At 62.7% G+C, this 22,041-nt stretch carries 16 protein-coding genes, 1 tRNA gene and 1 pseudogene; 9 read left to right on the top strand and 9 right to left on the bottom strand.

Annotated elements, in window-relative coordinates; genetic code table 11:
- Positions 1-22 precede the first annotated feature (22 nt).
- Together NKI16_RS26315 and NKI16_RS26310 are read right to left on the bottom strand one after the other, a co-directional pair.
- Positions 23-3,109 (bottom strand): efflux RND transporter permease subunit, encoded by a 3,087-nt coding sequence (locus NKI16_RS26315; RefSeq protein WP_023678152.1) that lies wholly within the window; start codon positions 3,107-3,109, stop codon positions 23-25.
- The gene (locus tag NKI16_RS26310) at positions 3,106-4,383 is read right to left on the bottom strand and encodes an efflux RND transporter periplasmic adaptor subunit (RefSeq protein ID WP_031212073.1); all 1,278 of its coding nucleotides are present in this window, start codon (positions 4,381-4,383) and stop codon (positions 3,106-3,108) included. Before NKI16_RS26310 ends, NKI16_RS26315 begins: the two co-directional genes overlap by 4 nt.
- Before the next feature lie 131 nt (positions 4,384-4,514).
- Between NKI16_RS26310 and NKI16_RS26305 the strand changes: the two genes are divergently transcribed.
- The 6 genes and pseudogenes from NKI16_RS26305 to NKI16_RS26280 all read left to right on the top strand — a co-directional run bounded on the left by NKI16_RS26305 (position 4,515) and on the right by NKI16_RS26280 (position 11,282).
- On the top strand, positions 4,515-5,051 hold the full coding sequence (locus NKI16_RS26305) for a TetR/AcrR family transcriptional regulator (RefSeq protein ID WP_023678154.1): 537 nt from the start codon (positions 4,515-4,517) through the stop codon (positions 5,049-5,051).
- Between the two features lie 138 nt (positions 5,052-5,189).
- Positions 5,190-6,793, top strand: a pseudogene (locus tag NKI16_RS26300) (inorganic phosphate transporter).
- Between the two features lie 86 nt (positions 6,794-6,879).
- Positions 6,880-7,905, top strand: a complete 1,026-nt coding sequence (locus tag NKI16_RS26295; protein ID WP_023678155.1) for a transporter — start codon at positions 6,880-6,882, stop codon at positions 7,903-7,905.
- A 166-nt stretch (positions 7,906-8,071) separates the two neighbouring features.
- Entirely contained in the window at positions 8,072-8,716 is a 645-nt protein-coding gene (locus NKI16_RS26290) for a carbonic anhydrase (protein WP_352923880.1), read from the top strand.
- A gap of 13 nt (positions 8,717-8,729) precedes the next feature.
- Complete coding sequence (locus NKI16_RS26285) at positions 8,730-9,137, top strand: nuclear transport factor 2 family protein (RefSeq protein WP_198023581.1); 408 nt, start codon at positions 8,730-8,732, stop codon at positions 9,135-9,137.
- 90 nt (positions 9,138-9,227) lie between these two features.
- A complete protein-coding gene (locus NKI16_RS26280; protein ID WP_023678158.1) occupies positions 9,228-11,282 on the top strand; it encodes a M3 family metallopeptidase in 2,055 nt (684 codons plus the stop codon).
- Between the two features lie 379 nt (positions 11,283-11,661).
- Here the strand turns inward: NKI16_RS26280 and NKI16_RS26275 are convergent, their stop codons facing one another.
- From NKI16_RS26275 to NKI16_RS26260, 4 genes are all read right to left on the bottom strand, one after another.
- Positions 11,662-13,002, bottom strand: coding sequence for an LGFP repeat-containing protein (locus NKI16_RS26275; protein ID WP_084641302.1), 1,341 nt, complete (start codon positions 13,000-13,002; stop codon positions 11,662-11,664).
- A 224-nt stretch (positions 13,003-13,226) separates the two neighbouring features.
- Positions 13,227-16,439 carry an AfsR/SARP family transcriptional regulator gene (locus NKI16_RS26270; protein WP_352782344.1) on the bottom strand — a complete coding sequence of 1,071 codons (3,213 nt, stop codon included), beginning with the start codon at positions 16,437-16,439 and terminating at the stop codon, positions 13,227-13,229.
- Positions 16,440-16,559: 120 nt separating this feature from the next.
- Positions 16,560-17,018 carry a hypothetical protein gene (locus NKI16_RS26265; protein WP_352782342.1) on the bottom strand — a complete coding sequence of 153 codons (459 nt, stop codon included), beginning with the start codon at positions 17,016-17,018 and terminating at the stop codon, positions 16,560-16,562.
- Between the two features lie 242 nt (positions 17,019-17,260).
- A tRNA-Ala gene (locus NKI16_RS26260) sits at positions 17,261-17,336 on the bottom strand.
- Between the two features lie 164 nt (positions 17,337-17,500).
- On the opposite strand from NKI16_RS26260, the gene NKI16_RS26255 reads away from it, so the two are divergent.
- The 3 genes from NKI16_RS26255 (at position 17,501) to NKI16_RS26245 (ending at position 19,128) form a co-directional block, all read left to right on the top strand.
- Positions 17,501-17,791: a YggT family protein gene (locus NKI16_RS26255; protein WP_023678162.1), complete on the top strand. Its 291-nt coding sequence runs from the start codon at positions 17,501-17,503 to the stop codon at positions 17,789-17,791.
- A gap of 13 nt (positions 17,792-17,804) precedes the next feature.
- Positions 17,805-18,125 (top strand): DUF167 family protein, encoded by a 321-nt coding sequence (locus tag NKI16_RS26250; RefSeq protein WP_352704910.1) that lies wholly within the window; start codon positions 17,805-17,807, stop codon positions 18,123-18,125.
- Positions 18,126-18,414: 289 nt separating this feature from the next.
- Positions 18,415-19,128: a haloacid dehalogenase type II gene (locus NKI16_RS26245; protein WP_352840055.1), complete on the top strand. Its 714-nt coding sequence runs from the start codon at positions 18,415-18,417 to the stop codon at positions 19,126-19,128.
- 16 nt (positions 19,129-19,144) lie between these two features.
- Here the strand turns inward: NKI16_RS26245 and NKI16_RS26240 are convergent, their stop codons facing one another.
- The 3 genes from NKI16_RS26240 to NKI16_RS26230 are packed head-to-tail and all read right to left on the bottom strand — an operon-like array spanning position 19,145 to position 22,037.
- The gene (locus NKI16_RS26240) at positions 19,145-20,113 is read right to left on the bottom strand and encodes an ABC transporter ATP-binding protein (RefSeq protein WP_352923877.1); all 969 of its coding nucleotides are present in this window, start codon (positions 20,111-20,113) and stop codon (positions 19,145-19,147) included.
- Positions 20,113-21,123, bottom strand: coding sequence for an ABC transporter ATP-binding protein (locus NKI16_RS26235; protein WP_352782354.1), 1,011 nt, complete (start codon positions 21,121-21,123; stop codon positions 20,113-20,115). Before NKI16_RS26235 ends, NKI16_RS26240 begins: the two co-directional genes overlap by 1 nt.
- A complete protein-coding gene (locus NKI16_RS26230) occupies positions 21,120-22,037 on the bottom strand; it encodes a dihydrodipicolinate synthase family protein (protein WP_352451273.1) in 918 nt (305 codons plus the stop codon). Before NKI16_RS26230 ends, NKI16_RS26235 begins: the two co-directional genes overlap by 4 nt.
- Positions 22,038-22,041 lie beyond the last annotated feature (4 nt).

Here is a 22,041-nt window from a genome sequence, read left to right as displayed (position 1 = left end):
AAGGGCCGGAAATTAGCGCAGTCTAATCCGGCATTACCGGCATCAGCTTCGGATCCGGCTTTTCGGCGTGATGCGGCAGGTCCTTGCTGGCGATAAAGGTGTAGAACATCGGCACCACGAACAGCGTGAACATGGTTCCGACCAGGATGCCGGTGAAGATCACCAGGCCCATCGAATAGCGTGCCGCGGCACCAGCGCCGCTGGAGATGATCAGCGGCACCACGCCGAGCGCCATCGCCGCCGTCGTCATCAGGATCGGCCGCAGCCGCACCCTGGCCGAGGCGATGATCGCATCGCGCCGCCGCATGCCGTGCATTTCACGCTGCTGGTTGGCGAACTCGACCAGAAGGATGCCGTGCTTGGTGATCAGGCCGATCAGCGTGATCAAGCCGACCTGCGTGTAGATGTTGAGCGTGCCGAGCCCGACATTAAGCGGCACGATCGCGCCGAAGATGGACAGCGGCACCGCCATCATGATGATCAGCGGATCGCGGAAACTTTCGAATTGCGCCGCCAGCACCAGATAGATGACGAGCACCGCCGCCGCGAAGGCGATGATGATCGTGTAGCCCTGTTCCTTCTCCTGCCGCGATTGACCGGTATAGTCGATGAAGAAGGTGTCGGGCAGGCTCTGCTTGGCAATGTCCTCGATCGCCTGTAGCCCATCCCCGGTGGTGATGCCGGGCCGCGGCAAGGCAGAGATCGTCGCCGAGTTGAGCTGGTTGAACTGCTCGATGGCGGCCGGCGACGCGTTGGTCGAGATCTTCACCACCGCCGAGAGCGGCACCATCTCGCCCGATACGCTGCGCACGAAATACTCGCCCAGTTTTTCGGGATTGTCGCGGAATTGCTGCGGCACCTGCGGAATGATGTCGTAGCTATTGGATTCGCGGTCGAATTGCGCCACTTCGGCGCCACCGACCAGGAGCGTCAGCGTCCGGCCGATGTCGGCTATCGGCAGGTTGAGCGCGGCGGCGCGATCGCGGTCGATCGTCACTGTCACTTGCGGCGCGTCGAAGGTCATCGAATTCTGCACGACGATGAAGCGGCCGGAGGCCTGCGCCTTGTTCTTGATGTCTTCGGCCGCCTCGTACACCTGCGAGGCGTCGCCGGTCGAGCGCACGACCATCGTTATCGGCAGGCCGCCGCCGGAGCCGGGCAGCGTCGGCGGCGCGAAGACGAAAGCTTCGACGCCCGCCACCTTGCTCAGGCGGCCCGTAATGTCTTGCTGGATTTCCTTCGAGTTGCGCGTGCGGTCAGCCCAGTCCTTGAACGCAAAGCCGACGAAAGCGCTGTTTGTCTGGCCACCACCGAAGGCGACCGCGGAGAACTGTGCCCGCGTCTCAGGCAGATCCTTGACCAGGCCGAGTATCTGATTGACGTAGGTTTCGGTATAGTCCGACGTCGCGTACCGTGGCGCGGTCACCAGCGAAAGCAGGAAACCCTGGTCCTCTTCCGGCGCCAGTTCGCTCGAGGTCTTGGTGAACATGAAACCGGTCGTGGCGACCAGCGCGAGGACGATCATCAGCGTCACCGGGCGATAGTTCAACGAACCGGTGACGAGCCGCTCATAGATGTGTTCGACGCGCCCGAACGTATTGTCGACAATGCGCTGGAAGCGGCTGTGCGAGCCGGACCTCAGGATACGTGCCGACATCATCGGTGTGATGGTGAGGGCGACGACACCCGAAAGCACCACCGAGCCGGCAAGCGTCACCGCGAATTCGCGAAACAGTGCGCCTGTCAGGCCGCCGGTGAAGGCCAGCGGCGCGAACACGGCGGCCAATGTTATCGTCATGGCGACGACGGCGGACGAGATCTCGCGCATGCCGTTGAACGCCGCCTGCATCGGCGACAAGCCGTCTTCCTCCATGTGGCGGTGGATGTTTTCCACCACCACGATGGCATCGTCGACGACAAGTCCGATCGCCAGCACCATGGCCAGCAACGACAAAAGATTGATCGAATAGCCCACTGAAAACAGCAGGAAACAGACGCCAATCAGCGACAGCGGAATGGTCACGATCGGCATCAGCACCGAGCGGAACGAGCCGAGGAAGAGCAGGATGACGACGATGACGATGGCGACCGCCTCGCCGATGGTCTTGAATACCTCCTCGATCGACGCGCTGATCTGCTCGGTTGAGTCGTAGACGATCTCCATCGTCATGCCGAGCGGCAGCGTCTCCTGGATGGTCGGCACAATCTTGTGGATTGCCGCCGCGGTGGTCAGCGGATTGGCGGCCGGCGTCGGAAAGATAGCGAGAAAGATGCCGGGCTTGCCGTTGAAGCTGACCCTGGTGTCGGTGTTCGCCGCGGCGAGTTCGACGCGGGCCACGTCGCGCAGTCTCACCACATTGCCGTCCTTCGACCGGAGTGGAAGGGCGGCGAAAGCCTCCGGCGTCTGCAGCGTCGAGCGAACGGTGATCGAAGAAACCACATATTCGTTTTCGGTGTCGCCGGGCGCGGAAAGGAAATTCGATTCGTTGATGGCGGCCAGCACTTCCGCCGCCGTCACGCCGCGCGCCGCCAGTTTGATCGGGTCGATCCAGACCCGCATCGAATATTCGGCTGCACCGAAGATCTGCACGTCGGCGACGCCTTCGACCGTCGAGATACGCGGCCGCACGACGCGCTCGATATATTCGGTGAGCTGTTCCGGCGTCATGTTCGGGTTCTGCATCGAGATGTACATCATCGCGAACTGCTGGCCGGTGCCCTTGACGATCACCGGGTCCTTGGTTTCGTCCGGCAGATCGCCGCGAACGCTCTGCACCTTCGACAAGACTTCGTTCAGCGCGACGTCGGGGTCGGAGCCGAGCTTCATCTGCACTGTCACGGTGCTGGATGACGGCCGGCTCGCCGATGTCACATAATCGATGTTTTCGGTCGACGCGACGGCACGCGCGATCGGCGCGGAAATGAACCCCTGGATCAGGTCGGCGCTGGCGCCGGGATAGGCAGTGGTGATGGTGATGGCCGTTTCTTCAACCTCTGGATACTGCCGGATCGAAAGGTTGAAGATGCCTTGGAAACCCAGAAGCAGGATCATGCAGGCAAGCACGGTCGAAAGGACCGGGCGGCGGATGAAGAGGTCGGAAAAGCTCATTGCTGGGCTGCCTGCTGGTTCCCTGGCTTGCTCGGATCGATCGTGTTGTCGACGGCAACGGACATGCCGTTGGAGAGCCGGTTCTGGCCGGCGGTAACGACTTCGTCGCCGGGCGCGATGCCCTCCAGAATCTCGACCAGGCCGGCGTTGCGGCGGCCTGGCTTGACGAACACCTGGGCTAGCACGAGCTGCGGCTTCTGTTCTTCCGCTGCCGGTTTGGCTGGGGTAGCAGCCGACTTTTCGTCGGGTTTTGCCGCGGGTGCTTCGGCTGCGGGCTTGGCAGCATCTGCAGCCGGCTTGTCTTCCGGCTTTGCCTCGGGCGCCGCGCCGTTGGCTTCGGCGGATTTGGCCGGGCGCACCACGAAGACGAAGTCGCCGTACAGGCTGGAAGTCAGCGCCGTCTGCGGCAGCGCCAGCACGTCGTTCTCCTCGGGCAGTTCGACGCGCACCTGGACGAACTGACCGGGCGTCAGCTTGCCTTCGGGATTGCCGACCTCCGCTCTCACCGTCACCAGCCGGCTGGTCGGGTCGATCTTCGGATCGATGCCGCGGATGCTGCCGGTGAACGGCATGTCGCCGCCGCCGACGCCCAACCGCACCGTCTGTCCGATCTTCAGCTGCGGAAGCTGCTGCTCCGGCACGGTGAAATCGACACGCATCGTATCCATGTCCTGCAAGGTCACCACAGCGGTGCCGGGTGTGAGATACTGGCCAAGGTCGATTTTCGGAATACCGACGGTACCCTTGAAAGGGGCCGTCAACTGCTTTTGGTCGAGCACCGCTTGCAGCTTGTTTACCTGCGCTGCGGAGACCGATGCTGCTGCCTGCGCCGTGTCGAGCGTAGCGTCGGTGCCGACCCCGCGCTTCTGCAGCTCAAGAGCGCGCATCAGCGTCGTCTGGTCGGATGTGGCTTGCGCCTTCGATGCCACGAGGTCGGCTCGCTCGACTTCATCGTCGAGCTGCAGCAGCACGGCGTTGGCGGCGACCTTCTGATTGGCATGGAACAGGATGTCCTTGACGATGCCAGCAGTTTCGACCGTCAGGTCGACGCCGCGTACGGCACTGACAGTGCCGATCGCCTCGATGCCGGGCGTCCACGACATCGGTTTGACGATGACCGTCGACACGGTCGCGGCCGGCGGCTTCATGGTGGCGAAGAACTGTTTGATCGCATTGTCGCGAAACAGGTTGAAGCCGACGATGCCGCCGCACACCAGCACGAGCAGAATGAAGGCGATGATGAAGCGCTTGATCACGAACAGTCCCTCGGCCATGGCCCAGCATAACAGTCGGATGACCGGAACACATACCTGTGACTGGTCCCAATTTCAAATGACGGCGATCTTACTGTACCGTCTGGACGGTCTTGTCAATTCCGCCTAAGCTAATGAATGGGGAACGCTTGATGAAGGTCCGCAGAGCAAATTCGCGCGAAAAAATTCTCGCCGCCGCCGCCGCCGTGGCGCGCGAGACAGGCCCTGGCAGCCTGTCGCTGGATGCGGTCGCCAGCCGTGCCGGCGTGTCGAAGGGTGGTCTTCTCTACAATTTCCCGACCAAGGCGAAATTGATGCAGGCGCTGGTGGAGGATTATCTGCGCGCCTTCGAGCAGGCACTGCAGTCCGCCCGCACGGCCGGCATCAACGGCGAAAGCCCGCTTGCAACTTATATCAAGCTGTCGGCCGAGCATGCCGAGGAATCGAAACCGTCGGCGTCCTGGATATTTTCGGCGATTGCCGAGGATCCCGATTTCCTGACGCCGATAAAATCGTTCAGGCGGCAGCTGTTCGAGCGGCTGAAGCAGGAAACGCCGAACCTCAAGGCGCTGCTGGTCTGCTATCTCGCCATCGAAGGGCTTCGCAGCATGAACCTGTTCGATTCGGACATTCTCTCCGCCGAAGAGCGCCGGCTGCTGATATCGACCCTGCTGGAGATCGCGGAATAGTCTACGCCGGCCGGGTTCAATTGCCTCGGTCGCGTCGATCGCCCGTTGCGTCAACCCAAAGTGCCCGCCGTCACACAGGCTTCATCGTGCCGACATAGCGTCCTCCCATTCTTTGCTGCAACGCAGGAGGAGTGGGGTATGGTCGATATTGTTTCAAGCGAGGCAGGAATTCCAAGGCCGGAGCATCCGCTTGACCGGCCAAACGGCACCGGTAAATGGTTTCTGCCGGCCTTTGCCGTCATCATTCTGGGCGGCCTTGCCTATGTCGGCTACGCGCTCAGCCAGGACCTGACCAGCACCGTCGCGGTGCCGTGGATCCTGCTTGGGCTGGCGCTGCTGATCGCGCTCGGCTTCGAATTCGTCAACGGTTTTCACGACACTGCCAATGCGGTGGCAACGGTGATCTACACGCATTCCATGCCGGCCGAGCTTGCAGTGATGTGGTCCGGCTTCTTCAACTTTCTGGGCGTGCTCACCGCCAGCGGAGCGGTCGCCTTCGGCATCATATCGCTGCTGCCGGTCGAGCTGATCCTTCAGGTCGGATCGAGCTCCGGACTGGCCATGGTCTTCGCGCTGCTGGTTGCGGCGATCATGTGGAATCTCGGAACTTGGTATCTCGGCCTGCCTGCCTCGAGCTCGCACACACTGATCGGCTCGATCATCGGCGTCGGTCTCGCCAACCAGTTCATGGCCCCGGCCGGCTCCGTCACCAGCGGCGTCGACTGGTCGCAGGCGTCCAATGTCGGCCTGTCGCTCCTGATCTCGCCGCTGGTCGGTTTTGGCCTGGCTGCACTGCTGCTTCTGGTGATGAAGCTGCTGGTCAGGAACCGCGAGCTCTACGAGGCGCCCAAGTCGAGCGCGCCGCCGCCGCTGTGGATCCGGGCGTTGCTTATCTTCACCTGCACCGGCGTCAGCTTTGCCCACGGCTCCATGACGGGCAAAAGGGCATGGGCCTCATCATGCTCATCCTGATCGGCGTCGTGCCGACCGCCTTCGCGCTCAACCGCACACCGGACGTGAACTATCTCGAAGCTTACAAATCGGCGGCGACGCAGGTCGAAACGGTACTCGGCAAATACGTCAAGCCCGGCATCGCCGTGACCGATGCGGCAATCGTGGTCGGCGACGCCGTTCGCACCAAGACCTGGAAGGACGAGACCACGCCTGCCCTGCGGAGCTTCATCCACGACACCAGCGCCATGTTGTCGCCCTATCCGTCCGTGGAAAAGCTGCCGACAACTCTGGTCAGCAACGCCCGCAACAACATCTATCTTATCGGTGATGCGCTGAAGCTGATCGACAGGAAGAAGCTGCTGCCGATGGAGGCAGACGACCTGAAGGCGGTGACAACCTACCATAAGGCGGTCGACAACGCGACGAAGTTCATCCCGCTCTGGGTCAAGGTCGCCATCGCGCTGGCGCTCGGCCTCGGCACCATGGTCGGCTGGAAGCGCATCGTCGTCACCGTCGGCGAGAAGATCGGCAAAAGCCATTTGACCTACGGTCAGGGTGCGTCCGCCGAGCTTGTCGCGATGGCGACGATCGCATCGGCCGACTATCTCGGCCTGCCGGTCTCGACCACCCATGTGCTGTCCTCGGGCGTTGCCGGCACCATGGCGGCGAACGGCTCTGGCCTGCAATGGTCGACGGTGCGCAACATGCTGATGGCCTGGATACTGACCCTTCCGGTCTCGATCTGTCTTGCCTTCGTGTTGTTCGTCATCTTCCGCCAGGTGTTCTGAGCGGGGGCAGGGTTTGACCAGAATGTCGCGGCACCGGCCCCGGCGCGGCCCTGATCGCCTGAACGTGCATTATTTCGGCGGCGGCCATGAATGACGCATCGCATCTGACATTGCTTGCCGCGGACGACCAGCATCATGCTCCCGGGCTGGTCTGGGCCTATCATGCTGCTCCCGGCAAAGCTCCCGAACCACTGGCGCCCCGAGACATAGAGGCCGCGCTCGCCTCAGCGGACGGCTGGGTCTGGCTGCATGTCGACCTTGTCGACCGGCGCGCCCATTCCTGGGTCAGCCATGCCTGCGCGCTGCCGGCGTCGGCTCATGCAATCCTCGAAGGACATGAGGACAGCCTAGTGCTGGCGCATGAGAATGGCGTCGTCCACGGCATTTCGGCCGACTTGCACGGCGAGATCGCCCATCAGTCGACGACCATCGGCAGATTGCATTTTGCGGTCTCCGAGCGGCTGCTGGTCACCGGCCGCCGGCATCCGCTGGCGGCGGTGGAGGAAGTGCACACTGCCCTTGCCGCGGGACTGCGGCCGGCCACGGCATTCGAGCTGTTCGAAATGCTGGTCATGGCTTTTTGCAAGACCACCAGCCTGCGGCTCGCTACAGCGACGAAGCGGCTCGATGCAGTCGAGGATCATCTCGTGACCGAGCGGCTTGCCAACGAAAGACGGCAGCTGAAGGATGTGCGCCGCCTTGCCGTATCCCTGCATCGGCCGATCGCGGCCCTGGCAGCGCTTTTCCAGGGTGAAGACCGTTCCGCCTGGAACCTTTCCGCCGACGCACATGAAGTTCTGCGCCGGCTTGCTGCGCGCCTTGAACGGCTCGACCGCGAGGTCGTCATGATCAACGACCGGGCAGGGCTGCTGCAGGAGGAGCTTGCCGCCGAGCTTGCCGACGAATCGAACCGTAGCCTCAAGGCGCTGGCGGTGATGAGCGCGCTGCTTTTGCCGGGCACGCTGATCGTCGGCATTTTCGGCATGAACACAGGCGGACTGCCATTTGCCGAGAGTCCCAGCGGCTTCTTCCTGGCGATGCTGCTGGCGGCTGGCGCGACCGGCCTGTTCTACTGGCTTCTGCTGCGTGCCGGCGCCAATCTGCGGTTCTGAACCCGATTAATGGCGGCGTTCGTTCACCTGTGTCAAAGTACGGGCTGGCACGTTGAAACCACGCCTCGCCTTCCGAAAATCGGTTCCGATTTTCGGGCCGATGCGCTAGAGCCTTTCGGGATTGAACCGAGCTGCCTTCAACCCGGAAAGGCTCCCACCGCTGCCCATGCCCCATCTTCCCGAGCATCTTCTCACCGGCTACCGCAGTTTCATGAGCGGCCGCTATCTCACCGAAAGCGGCCGTTATCGCTCGCTGGCGCGGGAGGGCCAGGCACCGGAAACGATGATCGTCGCCTGCTGCGATTCGCGGGCCGCGCCCGAAGCGATCTTCGATGCCGGGCCCGGCGAGCTGTTCGTGCTGCGCAATGTCGGCAATCTGGTGCCGCCCTATGCGCCCGACGATCAGTTCCACTCGACATCGGCGGCGCTCGAATTTGCCGTGCAGAGCCTCAAGGTCAAGAACATCGTGGTGATGGGCCACGGCCGCTGCGGCGGCATCCGCGCGGCACTCGACACCACGGCCGCACCCTTGTCGCCGGGCGATTTCATCGGCAGATGGATGAGCCTGATCGCACCTGCGGCCGAGACCGTATCGTCCAGCACCTTCATGACGGCGACCGAGCGCCAGACGGCGCTGGAGCGCATCTCGATCCGTTATTCCATTGCCAATCTGCGCACCTTCCCTTGTGTTTCGATCCTCGAAGGCAAGGGGCGGCTATCGCTGCACGGTGCCTGGTTCGATATTTCGACCGGCGAGCTTTGGGTGATGAACAAGGAAACCAGCGATTTCGAGCGGCCGGAGACGGAGTAGGAGACGAGGCATGATGCGAGCTCGGTTCGCGCTCGCGGCGGCGGCACTGCTATGCTCGGCAAATGTCGCCCGTGCCGACGATAGCGCGATCATAGACCGCTGGTATTCGGCACTGCTCGTCGCCGACCGCACCGAATTGTCGGACCTGCTTGCCGACAACGTCCGCATCAAGCTCGACGACCTCGGCGTCGTGCAAAGCAAGCAGGAATTCATCGCCTCGATCGCCGAGTGGCAGGGCGCCGTCGCCGGGGCCGAAATCCGCCACCGGATCGAGAAGACGGAGGGCGGCGTCACCACTGTCATCGCCTGCTATGATTTTCCCAGCAACGACATGCTGATGCAGGAGACCTTTGCGGTCGCCAACGACCAGATCACCGCCAGTTCGCAAGCCGCGATCGCCGAAAACTGCGACGGCTACTGACGGAACCATGAACGGGACCCGCTGTTGCGCGCAACCGGCCGGCGCCTTACATCGGTGACGATCCATCTTCTCCCGCCACTCAGCGAAAGTTTGCCCATGCCGTCCACCGTCGACCTCGCCGCTCATCCGCTGACCGCATGGCAAGGGCCGCTCGGCCTGCCCGATTTCACGCGCATCGGCGACGGTGATTTTTCTCCGGTCTTCGATGAGGCCCTCAAGGCGCATGAGGCCGAGATCGAGGCGATTGCCGGCAACACCGGGACACCGACGATCGAAAACACGCTTGCCTCGCTCGAGCTTGCCGGCGAGGCGCTCGACCATGTCTCCTCGATCTTCTGGTGCCGCGCCGGCGCCCACACCAATGAAGCGATCCAGGCGCTGGAGCGCGACATCTCGCCAAAGATGTCGCGGCATTACTCGGCGATTTCGATGAATGAGCGACTGTTTGCCCGCATCGACGATCTCTATCAGCGCCGCGAGGCTTTGAAGCTCGATGCCGAAACGCTGCGGGTGCTGGAAAAGACCTGGAAAAATTTCGTCCGCTCCGGCGCCAGGCTCGACGCCGAAGGCAAGAAGCGGCTTGCATCGATCAACGAGGAATTGTCGTCGCTCGGCACCAATTTCGGCCAGAACGTGCTTGCCGACGAGCGCGACTGGGCGTTGTTCCTCGACGACGCAGACCTGGCCGGCCTGCCGGAATTCCTGAAAAGCTCGATGGCGGAAGCCGCCGAGATGCGCGGCCAGAAGGGCCGCTACGCCGTCACTCTGTCGCGTTCGATCTACGAGCCGTTCTCGACCTTCTCAGAGCGCCGCGACCTGCGCGAGACAGCGTTCCGCGCCTTCATCATGCGTGGCCAGAATGGCGGCGCTACCGACAACACCGACGTGGTGCGCGACATGCTGCGCCTGCGCGCCGAAAAGGCGAAGCTGCTCGGTTACGCTTCCTACGCCGCGTTGAAGCTCGACGACACCATGGCCAAGGCGCCGGAGGCGGTGCACGCGCTGCTCGATCCAGTCTGGGAAAAGGCGGTGGAAAAGGCCGCAAGCGACCAGGCCGAATTGCAGCGGCTGGCGGCCGAGGCCGGCAGCAACGAGAAATTCGCCGCCTGGGACTGGCGCTTCTATCAGGAGAAGCTGCGCGCAGAGAAATTCGCCTTCGACGAGGCCGAGCTGAAGCCGTACCTGCAGCTCGACCGCATCATCGACGCCTGTTTCGACGTGGCAACACGATTGTTCGGCATTTCTTTCGAAGAAAAGAAGGGCATTGCCACCTGGCATCCGGACTCACGTGTTTTCGTCGTGAAGAATGCCGACGGCAGCGAGCGCGGCCTGTTCCTCGCCGACTATTTCGCGCGGCCCTCGAAGCGCTCCGGCGCCTGGATGAGCGCGCTGAAATCCGGCTACAAGCTTGGCGATGGCTCCAAGCCGGTCATCTACAACATCATGAATTTCGCCAAGCCGCCGGCCGGCGAGGCAGCCTTGCTGTCGGTCGACGAGGCCAAGACCCTGTTCCACGAATTCGGTCACGCGCTGCACGGCATGCTAACCGACGTTACCTGGCCATCGGTCGCTGGCACCTCGGTCAGCCGCGATTTCGTCGAGCTGCCCTCGCAGCTCTACGAACACTGGCTGACGGTGCCGGCGGTGCTGGAAAAGCATGCGCTGCACGTCAAGACCGGCAAGCCGATGCCAAAGGCGCTGGTCGACAAGATGCTGGCGGCGCGCACCTTCGGCGCCGGCTTCGCCACCGTCGAGTTCACCGCCTCGGCTTTGGTCGACATGGCCTACCACGCCCGGCCGGATGCACCGGACCAGCCGCTTCGTTTCGAAGGCGAAACGCTCGAAAAACTCAACATGCCTGACACCATCGCCATGCGTCACCGCACCCCGCATTTCGGCCATATCTTTGCCGGCGATGGCTATTCGGCCGGCTACTATTCCTACATGTGGTCGGAAGTTCTCGACGCCGACGCGTTCGCCGCCTTCGAGGAAACAGGCGATCCCTTCAACCCGGCGCTGGCCGAGCGGCTGCGCAAGAACATCTACGCCGCCGGCGGCTCGAAGGACCCCGAAGAACTTTACACCGCCTTCCGCGGCAAGATGCCTTCACCGGAAGCAATGATGGCCAAGCGCGGGCTGGTGTGATGCATGCCCGCTCTTGTCACCGTTCTCTTTCCATCCTGATTGATCTCGGCTGTCATGGCGGCGGGTTGCGCACCGCCTGATCCGGTTTCCGCCGGTCCCGCTCGGCCTCGTTGGCTGCGGCCGCGTCGTTGAGGTGACTGCACTTAATGCGGTCTCCATCGTTCCGGCCGAAGGAGCCGCGTTCATGTCGGCGCTACGGGCTGTGCGGGGTAGGCAACGACAGCTTGCCCGCTATGCTGATCGGCCGCTGCCGCATCCGGATCGCGCCTTGCGACGACCGCTACGGAAACTCTCAGTCGCGAAGTGGCAGCCCCGCCAATGGAAGGCGGGGCTGGTAAGTTTGATTGTCTCGGCGAAGGTTTTTGCCGAGCCGACTGGCCTAGGCAGGCACAAAGCCAAAATAGGCTTTGTAGGACGCCCCGTCGCCGGAAATCAGGGGCGTTTCCACTTTGAACCCAATCCCGCTGAAGGTGGTATTGTTCGTACGTGCCGCGAGCAACACCATCTGCTTTGCGGAGATGGTCACTGTCGCGCTCCCGATCCTGTCATCGCCCCAATCGAAGAGATCGCTGATGGCGCCGCCGATCGATGGCATCAAGGTTTCCAGGGCCGGGCCGGCTATGGCGGCAATGATAGGTCCTGCCACCGGAATGAGGCCCAAAGCCAGCGTACCCGCCGTATGGACGCCCATCACGACCTTCTGCACTTCGTCCTTGTACTTGTTCGGATCGCCGAAATCATTTTCCATCAGCACCGTACCGATATTGATGCCGTAGGGCTTGCCTCGATAGACCTCCATCAGGTCGGGTCTCGTATCTCCCGCATCGACGTCGCCATAGACCTGGCTGCGCTTGGTGTCGGCGATCTGCGGCGTTGCCACGCTGACGATGACATAGGGCTCGTCCGCACCACCCGGCCCCTGATCCCAGTCGGTCTCGCCGAAGCAATGGAGGCCGGTATAGTGGACGACGACGTCTCGAAGGTCGATCGCGCCGGTGTCGGGCCACCAGTATATGCCGCCGTTTTCAAACAGATTGGCACGGCCACCGTCGGCAAATTCGGTCTCGTCGGTCGTTGGGTACCCCAGATATGACTGTTCCCAGCCCAAGCTTTCCCACTTCTTTCGAATGTCGCCGTACACCACGTTGGCTCCTGTGTTCGGTGTCCAGTAGATCGAGCCGGCATTGGCAAAATGGTTGTAGCGCCCGACGCCGTCGGGAGTTCCGGTTTCGTCGGTGACCGGATAGCCGAGAACCGAGCGCTCCCAGCCCATTGCTGCCCATTTGCCGCGAATTGCCCCCCAAATCGCTTGAGCACCGGTGTTCGGTGTCCAGTAGATCGAAGCGGTATTGTTGTTGAAGTGATTGTATCGGCCGACGCCGTCGGGAGTTCCGGTTTCGTCGGTGCAGGGAATGCCCCACGCGAGACCGCCAAGCGCAATCCACTTCCTGTAGATTTCGCCATGGATCTCAAAGGCGTTGTGCATGGCATCGTTGTAGCAAATGCATGAGCCGTTCTTGAGATACCAGGCTTTTCCAGTGTCCTTCCTGTCGATCTCGGCGAAGCCGGCGCCTCCAAGGGAGTTGTACTTTTGCTGTATGACAGCTTCGGGCGAGAGGAGCGACCAAGGCCCGATCCTGAGCTGGTCGGAAAGTCTTGTGGCTCCAGCGCGGATGGTGCCGGCACGCACTCTCGAAGTTGCTCTGGCAGTATACGGCATGACCTTTTCCTTCCTGTGAGTGTTGGTATCGGGGGCTTCAGGCCTCCGGCGATCGGTTTTGATCGACGGGCCGAGGTTCCCAGACCGCGACTTACGGACGGCTTACGGAGTTCCGAGCTGCGCCAGAGCAATTCCAGGAAAAGTGTGGAACGGTTTTCCGTCCGGAATTGCGCAAAAATAAAGAGATAGAGCGGTTCGGCGTTTCCGTGAAACGATGAACCGGTCTAGAGAAACGGGCGCACGAGCGAACGCAGCAAAGGCGAGGGCTCGTCATCGCCGGTCGAAGCGAGCGCGCGTTCATAGCGCCGGTAATCCTCGATGGCGCCGGCATGGTCGTTCCTGGAGAGGCTCTCCTGGATGAGCGTGCCATGGAGTTTGGCCGATTCCGGGTAGAAATCGAGCGCACGCCGGCACGCCTGGCGTGCCCGATCTGCGTTGCCTTGGCTCTGCCAGTGTTTGGCGATCCGCACGGCAAGCTCCACCAACCCGTCCCGCACCCGGTCGGCCGCGGCGTTCGACCAGGCGGGCGTCGGGCCATTCGAGAAAAGCGGGCCGACAAAGCTTTCCAGCAGCATCTCCTGCTCCTCGATTGCGCTGTCTCTTTGGCCCGACAGAACGGGTTTCAGCCGGTCTTCCCAATCCTGCAGATCGATCCAGACCTTGTCGGCAGCGAGCCGCAAACGGCCTTCTCTCAGCGTCACGAGTTCGCCTTGCCCGAGCAATTTGCGCAGACGATGCAGCGCCTGCTCCAAGGCCGCTTTGGCCTGGTCGCCGTCGAGGTCGGGCCAGAGCCAATCCTGCAGGGTTTCCACCGAACAGACCTGGTCCCTCGACAGGCAGATAATGCGCAATATGTCGAGCGCGCGGGTAGGTTTGGCACCGGGCGCGACCTCGGCGCCATCGATTTCGAGGCGAAAGCCTCCCATCAAGTGGATCCTGAGCGGCCAAGGCCACTGGGCGGGTCGGCCAGCGGGCGGGACCAGATATCGCGCCCGAACGACGCGGCGGCAGAGATCGATGTCGATCTTTCGCTCCAGCGCATCGGCGACCAGATCGGCCAATAGGTCCGGCAGGTTGAGCAGGATTGCGGAGGGGTTGACCTGGCGCAACGCCTCCATGAATTCAGCCAGACGACTGCCATAGGACGCGCCGCCGTTCCACTTCTGCTCCAGGGCCTGAGCGGCCAGAATGTTGAGTTCGACGCGCTGGCGAGGGCCGCCGCTCAGCCTTTCGACGATCTCCTGGAGTAGCGCAATGGCCTCCGCTGGACGCCGATCGGCCACCAGGACCTGGTATTTGGTAACGTAATGCGGCCAGCGTTCGATCATCGGCTCATTCGCCCGCTCGATCGCATCCATGAAGGCATCGCAGTCGAGATAAGCCTTGACGAAGTCGCCGTTGCGGGTGTGCATCGCCGCGTGGCAGTCGGCGACTACAGCGACCTGGGTTGTGAACCTGCTGTCCGCGATCTCGCCCAGCCGGGAGACAAGCGCATTGAATTCCGAGAACCTGTTGTGAAGCTTCATCAGCAATTGAAGCTGATAGAGGGCGCTGAACTCGACGCCCCGTAAGGCGTGCTGCTCGCCTATCGCCGTTGCGCGTCGCAACGCATCCTCGGCCGAGGCATAGACAAAACCGCGCCGCGAATACGGGAAGTAACGGCCGCTGGCCGAGCCAAAGGACACCAGCCACATGCCGAGCACCAGCGGTGGGATATCCGGATGTTCGAGATCGGCGGCAACGCTGTCCACGGCATTGGCAAAAATGTCGCGCTGCCCCGACGAGGTTGCGTAGTCGATGAGCGCTTCGCTTGCCAGCAGGCGCAACTCGACCGAATCCTCGATCGGCAGATGTGTCAGGCGCTGCTGGATATCATTCACGAGGCGCTTCGCGTCATGGGCGTCGAATTCGCCAGGTTCGGCGAAATCGACGGCCCGCAGGATGCCGAGCCTGACCATCATGAGTTCCTCCGGATCCAACTCCGGCAATCCCTTGGCAAGAACCTGTGAGGCTCGGCGCGTCCAATCCGCCAGCCCCTCATGCGTACGCCAGCTGGCGGTCTTGACTACGACCGCCCGCGCGACCGTCAGGCATTGGCCGCGCATGTCGGTGTTCTCGAATGCTTGCCATGCCTTGGAGAAGTGCGGTTCGGCCTTCGCATCGTCCGATGCGAAGGCGACGCCCAGCCAATAATGGACCCACCCGTCCATCTGGTCGGGGGGCAGCCTGTTGCACCATTCGACGAAGCTGGCCCTGCGCCCTTGCGAGAGAACGCCGTTAGCGCACTCCAGAATGAGCTGGCGTGCCAGCGGCCAGGCGCCCGCCTGCAACGCCAGCACGATTGCCGCGTCGGTTTTGTCTGCCTCGTGCAGGACCTTTGCTGCCTGCTCGCGCAGCCTGGAACGGTCCGCTTCCGTCACGCGCCGGTCCAGTAGGCCGGCAAGGTATTCGCGCAACAAGTCATGCAGCTGGAAGGCGGCGCCGCCCGGACCGTCGCGCGTGATCAGCAGCTGGCGATGCTGCAGCCGCACCAGCAGGCGAGCAGCCTGCGGCGAGCCCAGGAACGCATCGGCAAGCTCCGTGCTGATCTCCGGCAGAACGTTGAGCCTGATAAGCAGATCCTGGTCCTCCGGCGCGATGTCGCGCAGGAAATAACGTCCGACAATCTCCCGAAGGCCGGCGCCTCCGGCAAGGCCGGTCTGCGAAAGCGGGTAGTACATTCCGGCGTTGGCCAGCAGGAGAAGGCCCACCGCCCAGCCGCGCGCCTCCGAAATGTCGCCGACCTCGGACGGCGATTGCGAGCGGGCGGTGACGAGGTTGCGAGCCTCCGCAGGCGAAAACTCCAGCAGCGTTTGGTTGAGCACCGGCAACTGTCCCGACAGCACGAGGTCGGCGACATCGCCCTCGGGCAGCATCCGCGATGTGCAGATGCAGCGGACGGTGTTGGGGCGTTCGCGCAACAGGATCGCCAGCGTCTGGCGAAAGCCTGGCGCATCGGCACGATGCAGATCGTCGAGGACCAGGATCGTGCCCGGATCAAGCCGCGAGAAATAGGTGCGGAAGAACAGCCGCGCGAAATCGTCGGAATTGTCGGCATATTCCGGACCAAAGACCGGCATGCCGGCATGCCTGCCGTCGAGTGACAGCGTCAGATAGTGGAAAAGGCGCGCAACGTCCTGGTCCTCGGTGTCGACCCGATACCAGTTATACGCCGATTCGCCTTGCTTCAGGCCGCCTTGTTCCAGCCCGCCGTGTTCCAGAAAGTCGATCACCGCGGTCGTCTTGCCGTATCCACCAGGCGCAGCCAGCCAGCATGCACCACTGTCGAGGGCCTGCGAAAGCAGCGCCACTACGCGCGGACGGCTGACAATTCCCACTGGCCGGGGTGCCGAGAGCTTTGCTATCTCGCGCGGCGCGTCCCGGAAGGATTTATCCATTGTGAGGACTCTCGCAGCGCAGTCGCCTCGCGAAAACAGGTAATCGGTTCGCCCGCAACAACAAATCGCCGGCCGGCGTTGTGCTCGCCTGACGTGCCGTGCTCGCCGGCAAGGTCGCGGTTATCCCTTGTGCGACATGATATGCGAAACCCCGACACTCACGTCGGCGGTGTGTCTTGCCATCACTGCGTTCATTCGCATTGCAATCGCCGCATAGCCGTTTCGTTCGTGGTCGGTAACTTCCGAGGGCTTGAAGAGCCAAGGAAGGGGTGCAACCTGCGCGTCCTCGAAATTGGCCGGCAGATTCGATGGCAAGGCCTTTTTTCCTAAAGGCAGCTCTAGCCCAAGGTCACTAAATTCGTCCTCGAGGCTGGCGTGCAGATGAGAAAGCACCACATAGATCGCCAGCTTTGATCTAGTCCTTTCTGTGTTGTTTTGATTGTACTCTTGAAGAACCTCATCGAACGATGGCGATACGTCGCTTTCCGCAGCGGTAGCTCGTGTTGCAACAGCACCGGCCAGGGCAGTCGCTGCCATTCCTGTAAGACCTACAAAATCACGCCTTGTCGCGCTGGTCATGGTGAATTCCCCTCGGTTTTGAAGACGGACCAAGTCTGGCAAGGACGAGGCGCAGTGGCAATAGGCCGCATACGCTACTGGTGTAGAGGGTCTTTACGTCGCCGATGTGAATCCACCCGGCAACGATAGTGCCAAGCCGCCAGCAGGCTGCAATGCGTTCGCGAGCTTCATCTGAGAGACGCCGTGAAGCCAAGGAGGATTTCCTTGGAATTCATCCAGGCAAAGGGTGCGAAAAAATCCGCTGGTGGAGCTGAGGAGGATCGAACTCCTGACCTCGTCATTGCGAACGACGCGCTCTCCCAGCTGAGCTACAGCCCCGTCCAGCGGATGGGGCTTTTATCGGCCGCTGCGGTTTCCTGTCAAGGCTGCGCGTGCTGCCGAAATGCCGTTCGGCCGTTCGTCCGGCTTCGCCATGCGGCGGAAGGCGGCTCTTGCCGCTTTCACCTACAGTGGCTACATGTCGGCAACAATCGGAGACCGGCATGATCGCCCTCATTCAGACCATTGTCATGGCGCTTGACCTTTACTGGTGGATCATCATCGCCTCGGCGATATTTTCCTGGCTCTACGCCTTCAACGTCGTCAACTCGCGCAACCAGTTCGTCGACACCATCAGCAACATGCTCTATCGGCTGACCGAGCCGGCGCTTCGGCCGATCCGCCGCTTCATGCCCGACCTCGGCGGCATCGACATCTCGCCGATCATCCTGCTGCTGATCCTGTTCTTCATCCGGCAGTTCCTGCTCACCACCGTGCTTTCGCTGGTCGTCTGAGCCCAGGGCGTCCATGAGTGCGCCGTTCCGCACGCGCGCCGACGGCATCGACCTGTTCGTCCGGCTGACGCCGAAAGCGGCGATGGACAGGCTGGAGGGCATCGAAACATCGGTGGATGGGCGAAGCTATCTAAAAGCCCGCGTCCGCGCCGTGCCGGAAAACGGAGCCGCCAATCGAGCGCTGGAAAGGCTGGTAGCTAAGGCGCTTGGCGTGCCGGCATCGGCCGTCTCGATCGCCGCCGGCGGCACAGCTCGGCTGAAGACGCTGCGCGTGCTTGGCGATCCCGCGGCGCTGGCGAAACGCATCGATACGCTGGGCACCCCTGCGCCATGATCTCGGCTCGCTCACTTACCCCGCAAAAAAAGGCCGGGCTGCAAAGCCCGGCCAGATGTGAAGGTCGAAAACCTTCAGAGGGGAACGCGCCGGACGAATGGGAGGAAACATCCGACGCGCATTGCATATGGGTTGGTGTCGACGACGTTTCAATGAGCCCGGGGGAACCACCTTCGCGATCAGGCTTTTAAACATTTCGACTATCTGATCAGCAGCTCGACGACGTCGATCCGTCCTATCGCGACTGATGCGGCAGGACACCCACCGCAACCCGACCGGAAAGCTCAATATGACCGCCACTCGAGTCCTATTCTTCGATGTTCTGGGAACCGTCGTTGATTGGCGCAGCGGTATCGCAAGGGAGGCCGGCGCCTTCCTCGCGCGAAATGGTGTACAGCAGGTCGATCCCGGTGAATTCGCCGATGCGTGGGCGTCGCGCTATGACGCCTCGACCGAGGCGGTGCGGACGGGGCACCGGCCTTTCGTTTCACTTGACGTGATCAACAGGGAGAATCTGGACGCCACCCTCGTCCAGTTCGGGCTGGCCCCGTCCGAGCTGCCGACCGCCGAACTTGAGGAACTCAACCTCGCCTGGCACCGGCTGGAGCCGTGGCCCGATTCGCTGAAAGGCCTTGCGAGGCTAAGGGAGCGCTTCATCATCGCGCCCTTGTCGGGAGGCAACACCCGGCTGTTGCTGGATATGGCCAAGCGCGCCGGCCTGCCTTGGGACACCGTCCTTGGCTCGGATGTGTTCGGCACCTATAAGCCTGCGCCGCAGGCTTATCTCCGCGCAGTGGAGATCCTGGGGGTGCGACCTGCGGAGGCCGTGTTGGTCGCCGCGCATAATGACGACCTGGCTGCGGCACGAAGGTGCGGTCTCGGAACCGCCTTTATTGCTCGGCCAAAAGAGCATGGCCCGGCGCAGACGACCGATCTCTCGCCTCTTGAGAGCTGGGACTTTGTGGCCGACGACCTTGTCCATCTCGCCCAAGTTCTCCCGTAGGCACAGGGCAAAAAACCTAAGCGATGTCGTCGCGAATGCAGGCCTTCAGATGGCCCTCGGCTGTCGCCCTCAGCGGCGGTACAGCCCCGGCGCAAGCCTCCAGCGCAAACGGGCAACGGGTTCGGAAAACGCAGCCCGACGGCGGGTTTGCCGGGCTTGGAATATCGCCCTTGAGCACCTGCCGGCCTTGCCTGGCCAGCGGATCGAGCGACGGAATGGCTGACAGCAGCGCGCGCGTGTAGGGATGCTGCGGCCGGGCATAAAGCTCGGCCGCCGGCGCAACCTCCATGATGCGCCCGAGATAGAGCACGATGACCGTGTCGCAGATGTACTCGACGACAGCCAGATCGTGCGAAATGAACAGCATGGTCAGCCCGAGCCGGAGCTGCAGGTTGCGCAACAGATTGATGATTTGCGCCTGGATCGAGACGTCGAGCGCCGAGACCGGCTCGTCGGCGACGATGAATTCCGGCTCGAGCGTCAGCGCCCGGGCGATGCCGATGCGCTGGCGCTGGCCGCCCGAAAATTCATGGGCGTAGCGGTCATAGGCGTCGACCGGCAACTCGACCGCGGCAAGTGCCTCCTCGGCCTTCGCCCGCCGTTCGGACTTCTTGCCGATGCCTTGAATGTCCAGGCCTTCGGTGAGGATCTGCCCTATCGTCATGCGCGGCGACAGGCTGGCGAAGGGATCCTGGAAAATATACTGCATCTTGCGGCGCTGGCGGCGCAACTGGGCGGCACCCAGCCTGGTGATGTCGGTGCCGTCATAGTTGATTTGGCCGGATGTCGGCTCGATCAGACGCAGCACCGAGCGGCCGATCGTCGTCTTGCCGGACCCGGATTCGCCGACCAGGCCGACCACCTGGCCACGCCTGATATCGAAGGAAATATCCTCCAACGCCCTTACGACGGGTCCGCGCGAGAACGCTGTCGGCGCAAAATGCTTGGTCAGGTTTTTGACAGCGAGGAAAGGGGCGTCGGCCATCAGAGCTCCTCCCAGCGCAGGCAGCGGCTTTGCTGGGTCGGCGTCGCCCCAAACAATGGCGGGACCGCGGCGCGGCAGGCAGCGATAGCCATCGGGCAACGCGGCGCGAAGGAACAGCCCTTGGGCAGCAAGGCGAGCGACGGAACATTTCCGGCAATGGTCGGCAGCGGCGTTCCCGCCGCCTTCAGCGCCGTGGCCTGTCCGAGCCGCGGCACCGAGCGCATCAACCCGGCGGTGTAGGGATGACGCGGACGGGTGAACACTTCGCTCACCGGACCTGTTTCGACGATACGCCCCGCATACATCACCGCTACCCGGTCGGCGATTTCGGCGACGACGCCGAGATTGTGGGTGACGAACAGGATGCCCATGCCGCGCTGCGCCTGCAGCTCGGCCAAAAGATCGAGTATCTGGGCCTGTATGGTGACATCCAATGCGGTTGTCGGCTCGTCGGCGATCAGCAAGCCCGGATCGCAGGACAGCGCCATGGCGATGGTGGCGCGCTGGCGCATCCCGCCCGAAAGTTCGTGTGGATATTGCCGCGCCCGCTGCTTCGGATCGGGAATGCCGACCTGTTCCAGCAGCCGCACCGCGTCCGCTGCTGCCTCGCGGTGCGATTTGCCGAGATGGATGCGGATCGGTTCGGCGATCTGCTCGCCGATCGTGTAGACCGGGTTGAGGCTGGTCATCGGCTCCTGGAACACCATGCCGATCTCATTGCCGCGTATCTTGCGCAGCGACTCGGCATCGAGGCTGGTCAGCTCGGTGACCGTGCCGTTCTTGCGCCGCAGCGCGATCGATCCCTCGGCAATATGTCCGACCCTTTTCGGCAACAGGCCGATGATCGACAGGCTGGTGACGGATTTGCCGGATCCGGATTCGCCGACGAGCGCCACCGTCTCGCCGGAGCCGATCGTCAGGTCGACATCCGTTACCGCCGCGATGTCGCGCCCCGCGATGCGGAACACCGAGCGGAGGCCGGAAATCGAGAGGATCGGCGCGGCACTCAGCGGAGCAGCCCCACATCGCGAAGGATCATGTCGATCTTTGCGGTTTCCTCGTCGTTCAGGCTGCGCTGCGGCCGCGCCATGGTGTTCGAGGCGATGATGCCGAGGCTCTTCATCGCCGCCTTGAAGGCGCCGACGCCGGCCGAGCCGGCGCTGGTCCTGCCGAGCGAGATCCAGACGATCTCGAACAGTTTCAACAACCGCTCCTGCTCCAGGCGGGCTTCGGCATGCTGGCCCGCCTGCGTCAGCTTCCACAGCCTGACATAACCATGCGGGTCGACATTGGCGAGCCCCGGCACGACGCCATGCGCACCCATCGCCAGCACGCTATCGACCAGTATCTCGGAGCCGGTCATGCCGAAGAAGCCGGGGTCGTCGGCCATGTCCTTGAGCACGTAACGCAGATTGCCGTCATCGCCGCTGGAATCCTTGATGCCCGCGATGGCGCCTTCCCTGGCGAGGCCGACCGTGGTCTTGCGCTCCAGCTTGACGTGGACGCAGACCGGGATGTCGTAGGCGATGACCGGAATGTCGATCGCATCCTTGATATAGCGGAAGTGGTCGCCGATCTCCGGCTGGCTGGTGCGGGTATAAAACGGCGCGGTGACGACGATGGCGTCGGCGCCGGCCGATCTGGCGATCCGGGCGTGGTTGATGACGCGGTCGGTCGTCGGGTCGATGACCCCGGCGAAGATCGGAACCCGGCCGTTATTGACCTTGACCGCGTGCTCGAGGACGGCCCTGCGGCCCGCCTCGTCGTGGAAGACCACCTCGCTGGTCGAGCCGAGCACAAACAGCCCGTGAACACCACCGTCGAGCAGGTTCTCGATAGTGCGGGTGAACGACGGGAAGTCGATGCTGAAATCGGCATTGAGCGGGGTGACGACAGGTGGCACGACGCCGGTAAACAGGGGCATTTTG

It is taken from the genome of Mesorhizobium sp. M0698 (genome assembly GCF_040320455.1).
In the GTDB taxonomy this organism is placed as follows: domain Bacteria; phylum Pseudomonadota; class Alphaproteobacteria; order Rhizobiales; family Rhizobiaceae; genus Mesorhizobium.
Note: the sequence above shows the minus strand (reverse complement) of the source record. Positions and strands in the feature narration are given on the sequence as shown.

Coding starts and splice junctions, on each gene's coding strand:
- NKI16_RS26265 (WP_352782342.1), bottom strand. CDS start 17,018: ATGACCAGCGCGACAAGGCGTGATTTTGTAGGTCTTACAGGAATGGCA.
- NKI16_RS26255 (WP_023678162.1), top strand. CDS start 17,501: ATGATCGCCCTCATTCAGACCATTGTCATGGCGCTTGACCTTTACTGG.
- NKI16_RS26270 (WP_352782344.1), bottom strand. CDS start 16,439: ATGGATAAATCCTTCCGGGACGCGCCGCGCGAGATAGCAAAGCTCTCG.
- NKI16_RS26285 (WP_198023581.1), top strand. CDS start 8,730: ATGCGAGCTCGGTTCGCGCTCGCGGCGGCGGCACTGCTATGCTCGGCA.
- NKI16_RS26245 (WP_352840055.1), top strand. CDS start 18,415: ATGACCGCCACTCGAGTCCTATTCTTCGATGTTCTGGGAACCGTCGTT.
- NKI16_RS26230 (WP_352451273.1), bottom strand. CDS start 22,037: ATGCCCCTGTTTACCGGCGTCGTGCCACCTGTCGTCACCCCGCTCAAT.
- NKI16_RS26275 (WP_084641302.1), bottom strand. CDS start 13,002: ATGCCGTATACTGCCAGAGCAACTTCGAGAGTGCGTGCCGGCACCATC.
- NKI16_RS26240 (WP_352923877.1), bottom strand. CDS start 20,113: ATGGCCGACGCCCCTTTCCTCGCTGTCAAAAACCTGACCAAGCATTTT.
- NKI16_RS26310 (WP_031212073.1), bottom strand. CDS start 4,383: ATGGCCGAGGGACTGTTCGTGATCAAGCGCTTCATCATCGCCTTCATT.
- NKI16_RS26315 (WP_023678152.1), bottom strand. CDS start 3,109: ATGAGCTTTTCCGACCTCTTCATCCGCCGCCCGGTCCTTTCGACCGTG.
- NKI16_RS26305 (WP_023678154.1), top strand. CDS start 4,515: ATGAAGGTCCGCAGAGCAAATTCGCGCGAAAAAATTCTCGCCGCCGCC.
- NKI16_RS26290 (WP_352923880.1), top strand. CDS start 8,072: ATGCCCCATCTTCCCGAGCATCTTCTCACCGGCTACCGCAGTTTCATG.
- NKI16_RS26250 (WP_352704910.1), top strand. CDS start 17,805: ATGAGTGCGCCGTTCCGCACGCGCGCCGACGGCATCGACCTGTTCGTC.
- NKI16_RS26295 (WP_023678155.1), top strand. CDS start 6,880: ATGAATGACGCATCGCATCTGACATTGCTTGCCGCGGACGACCAGCAT.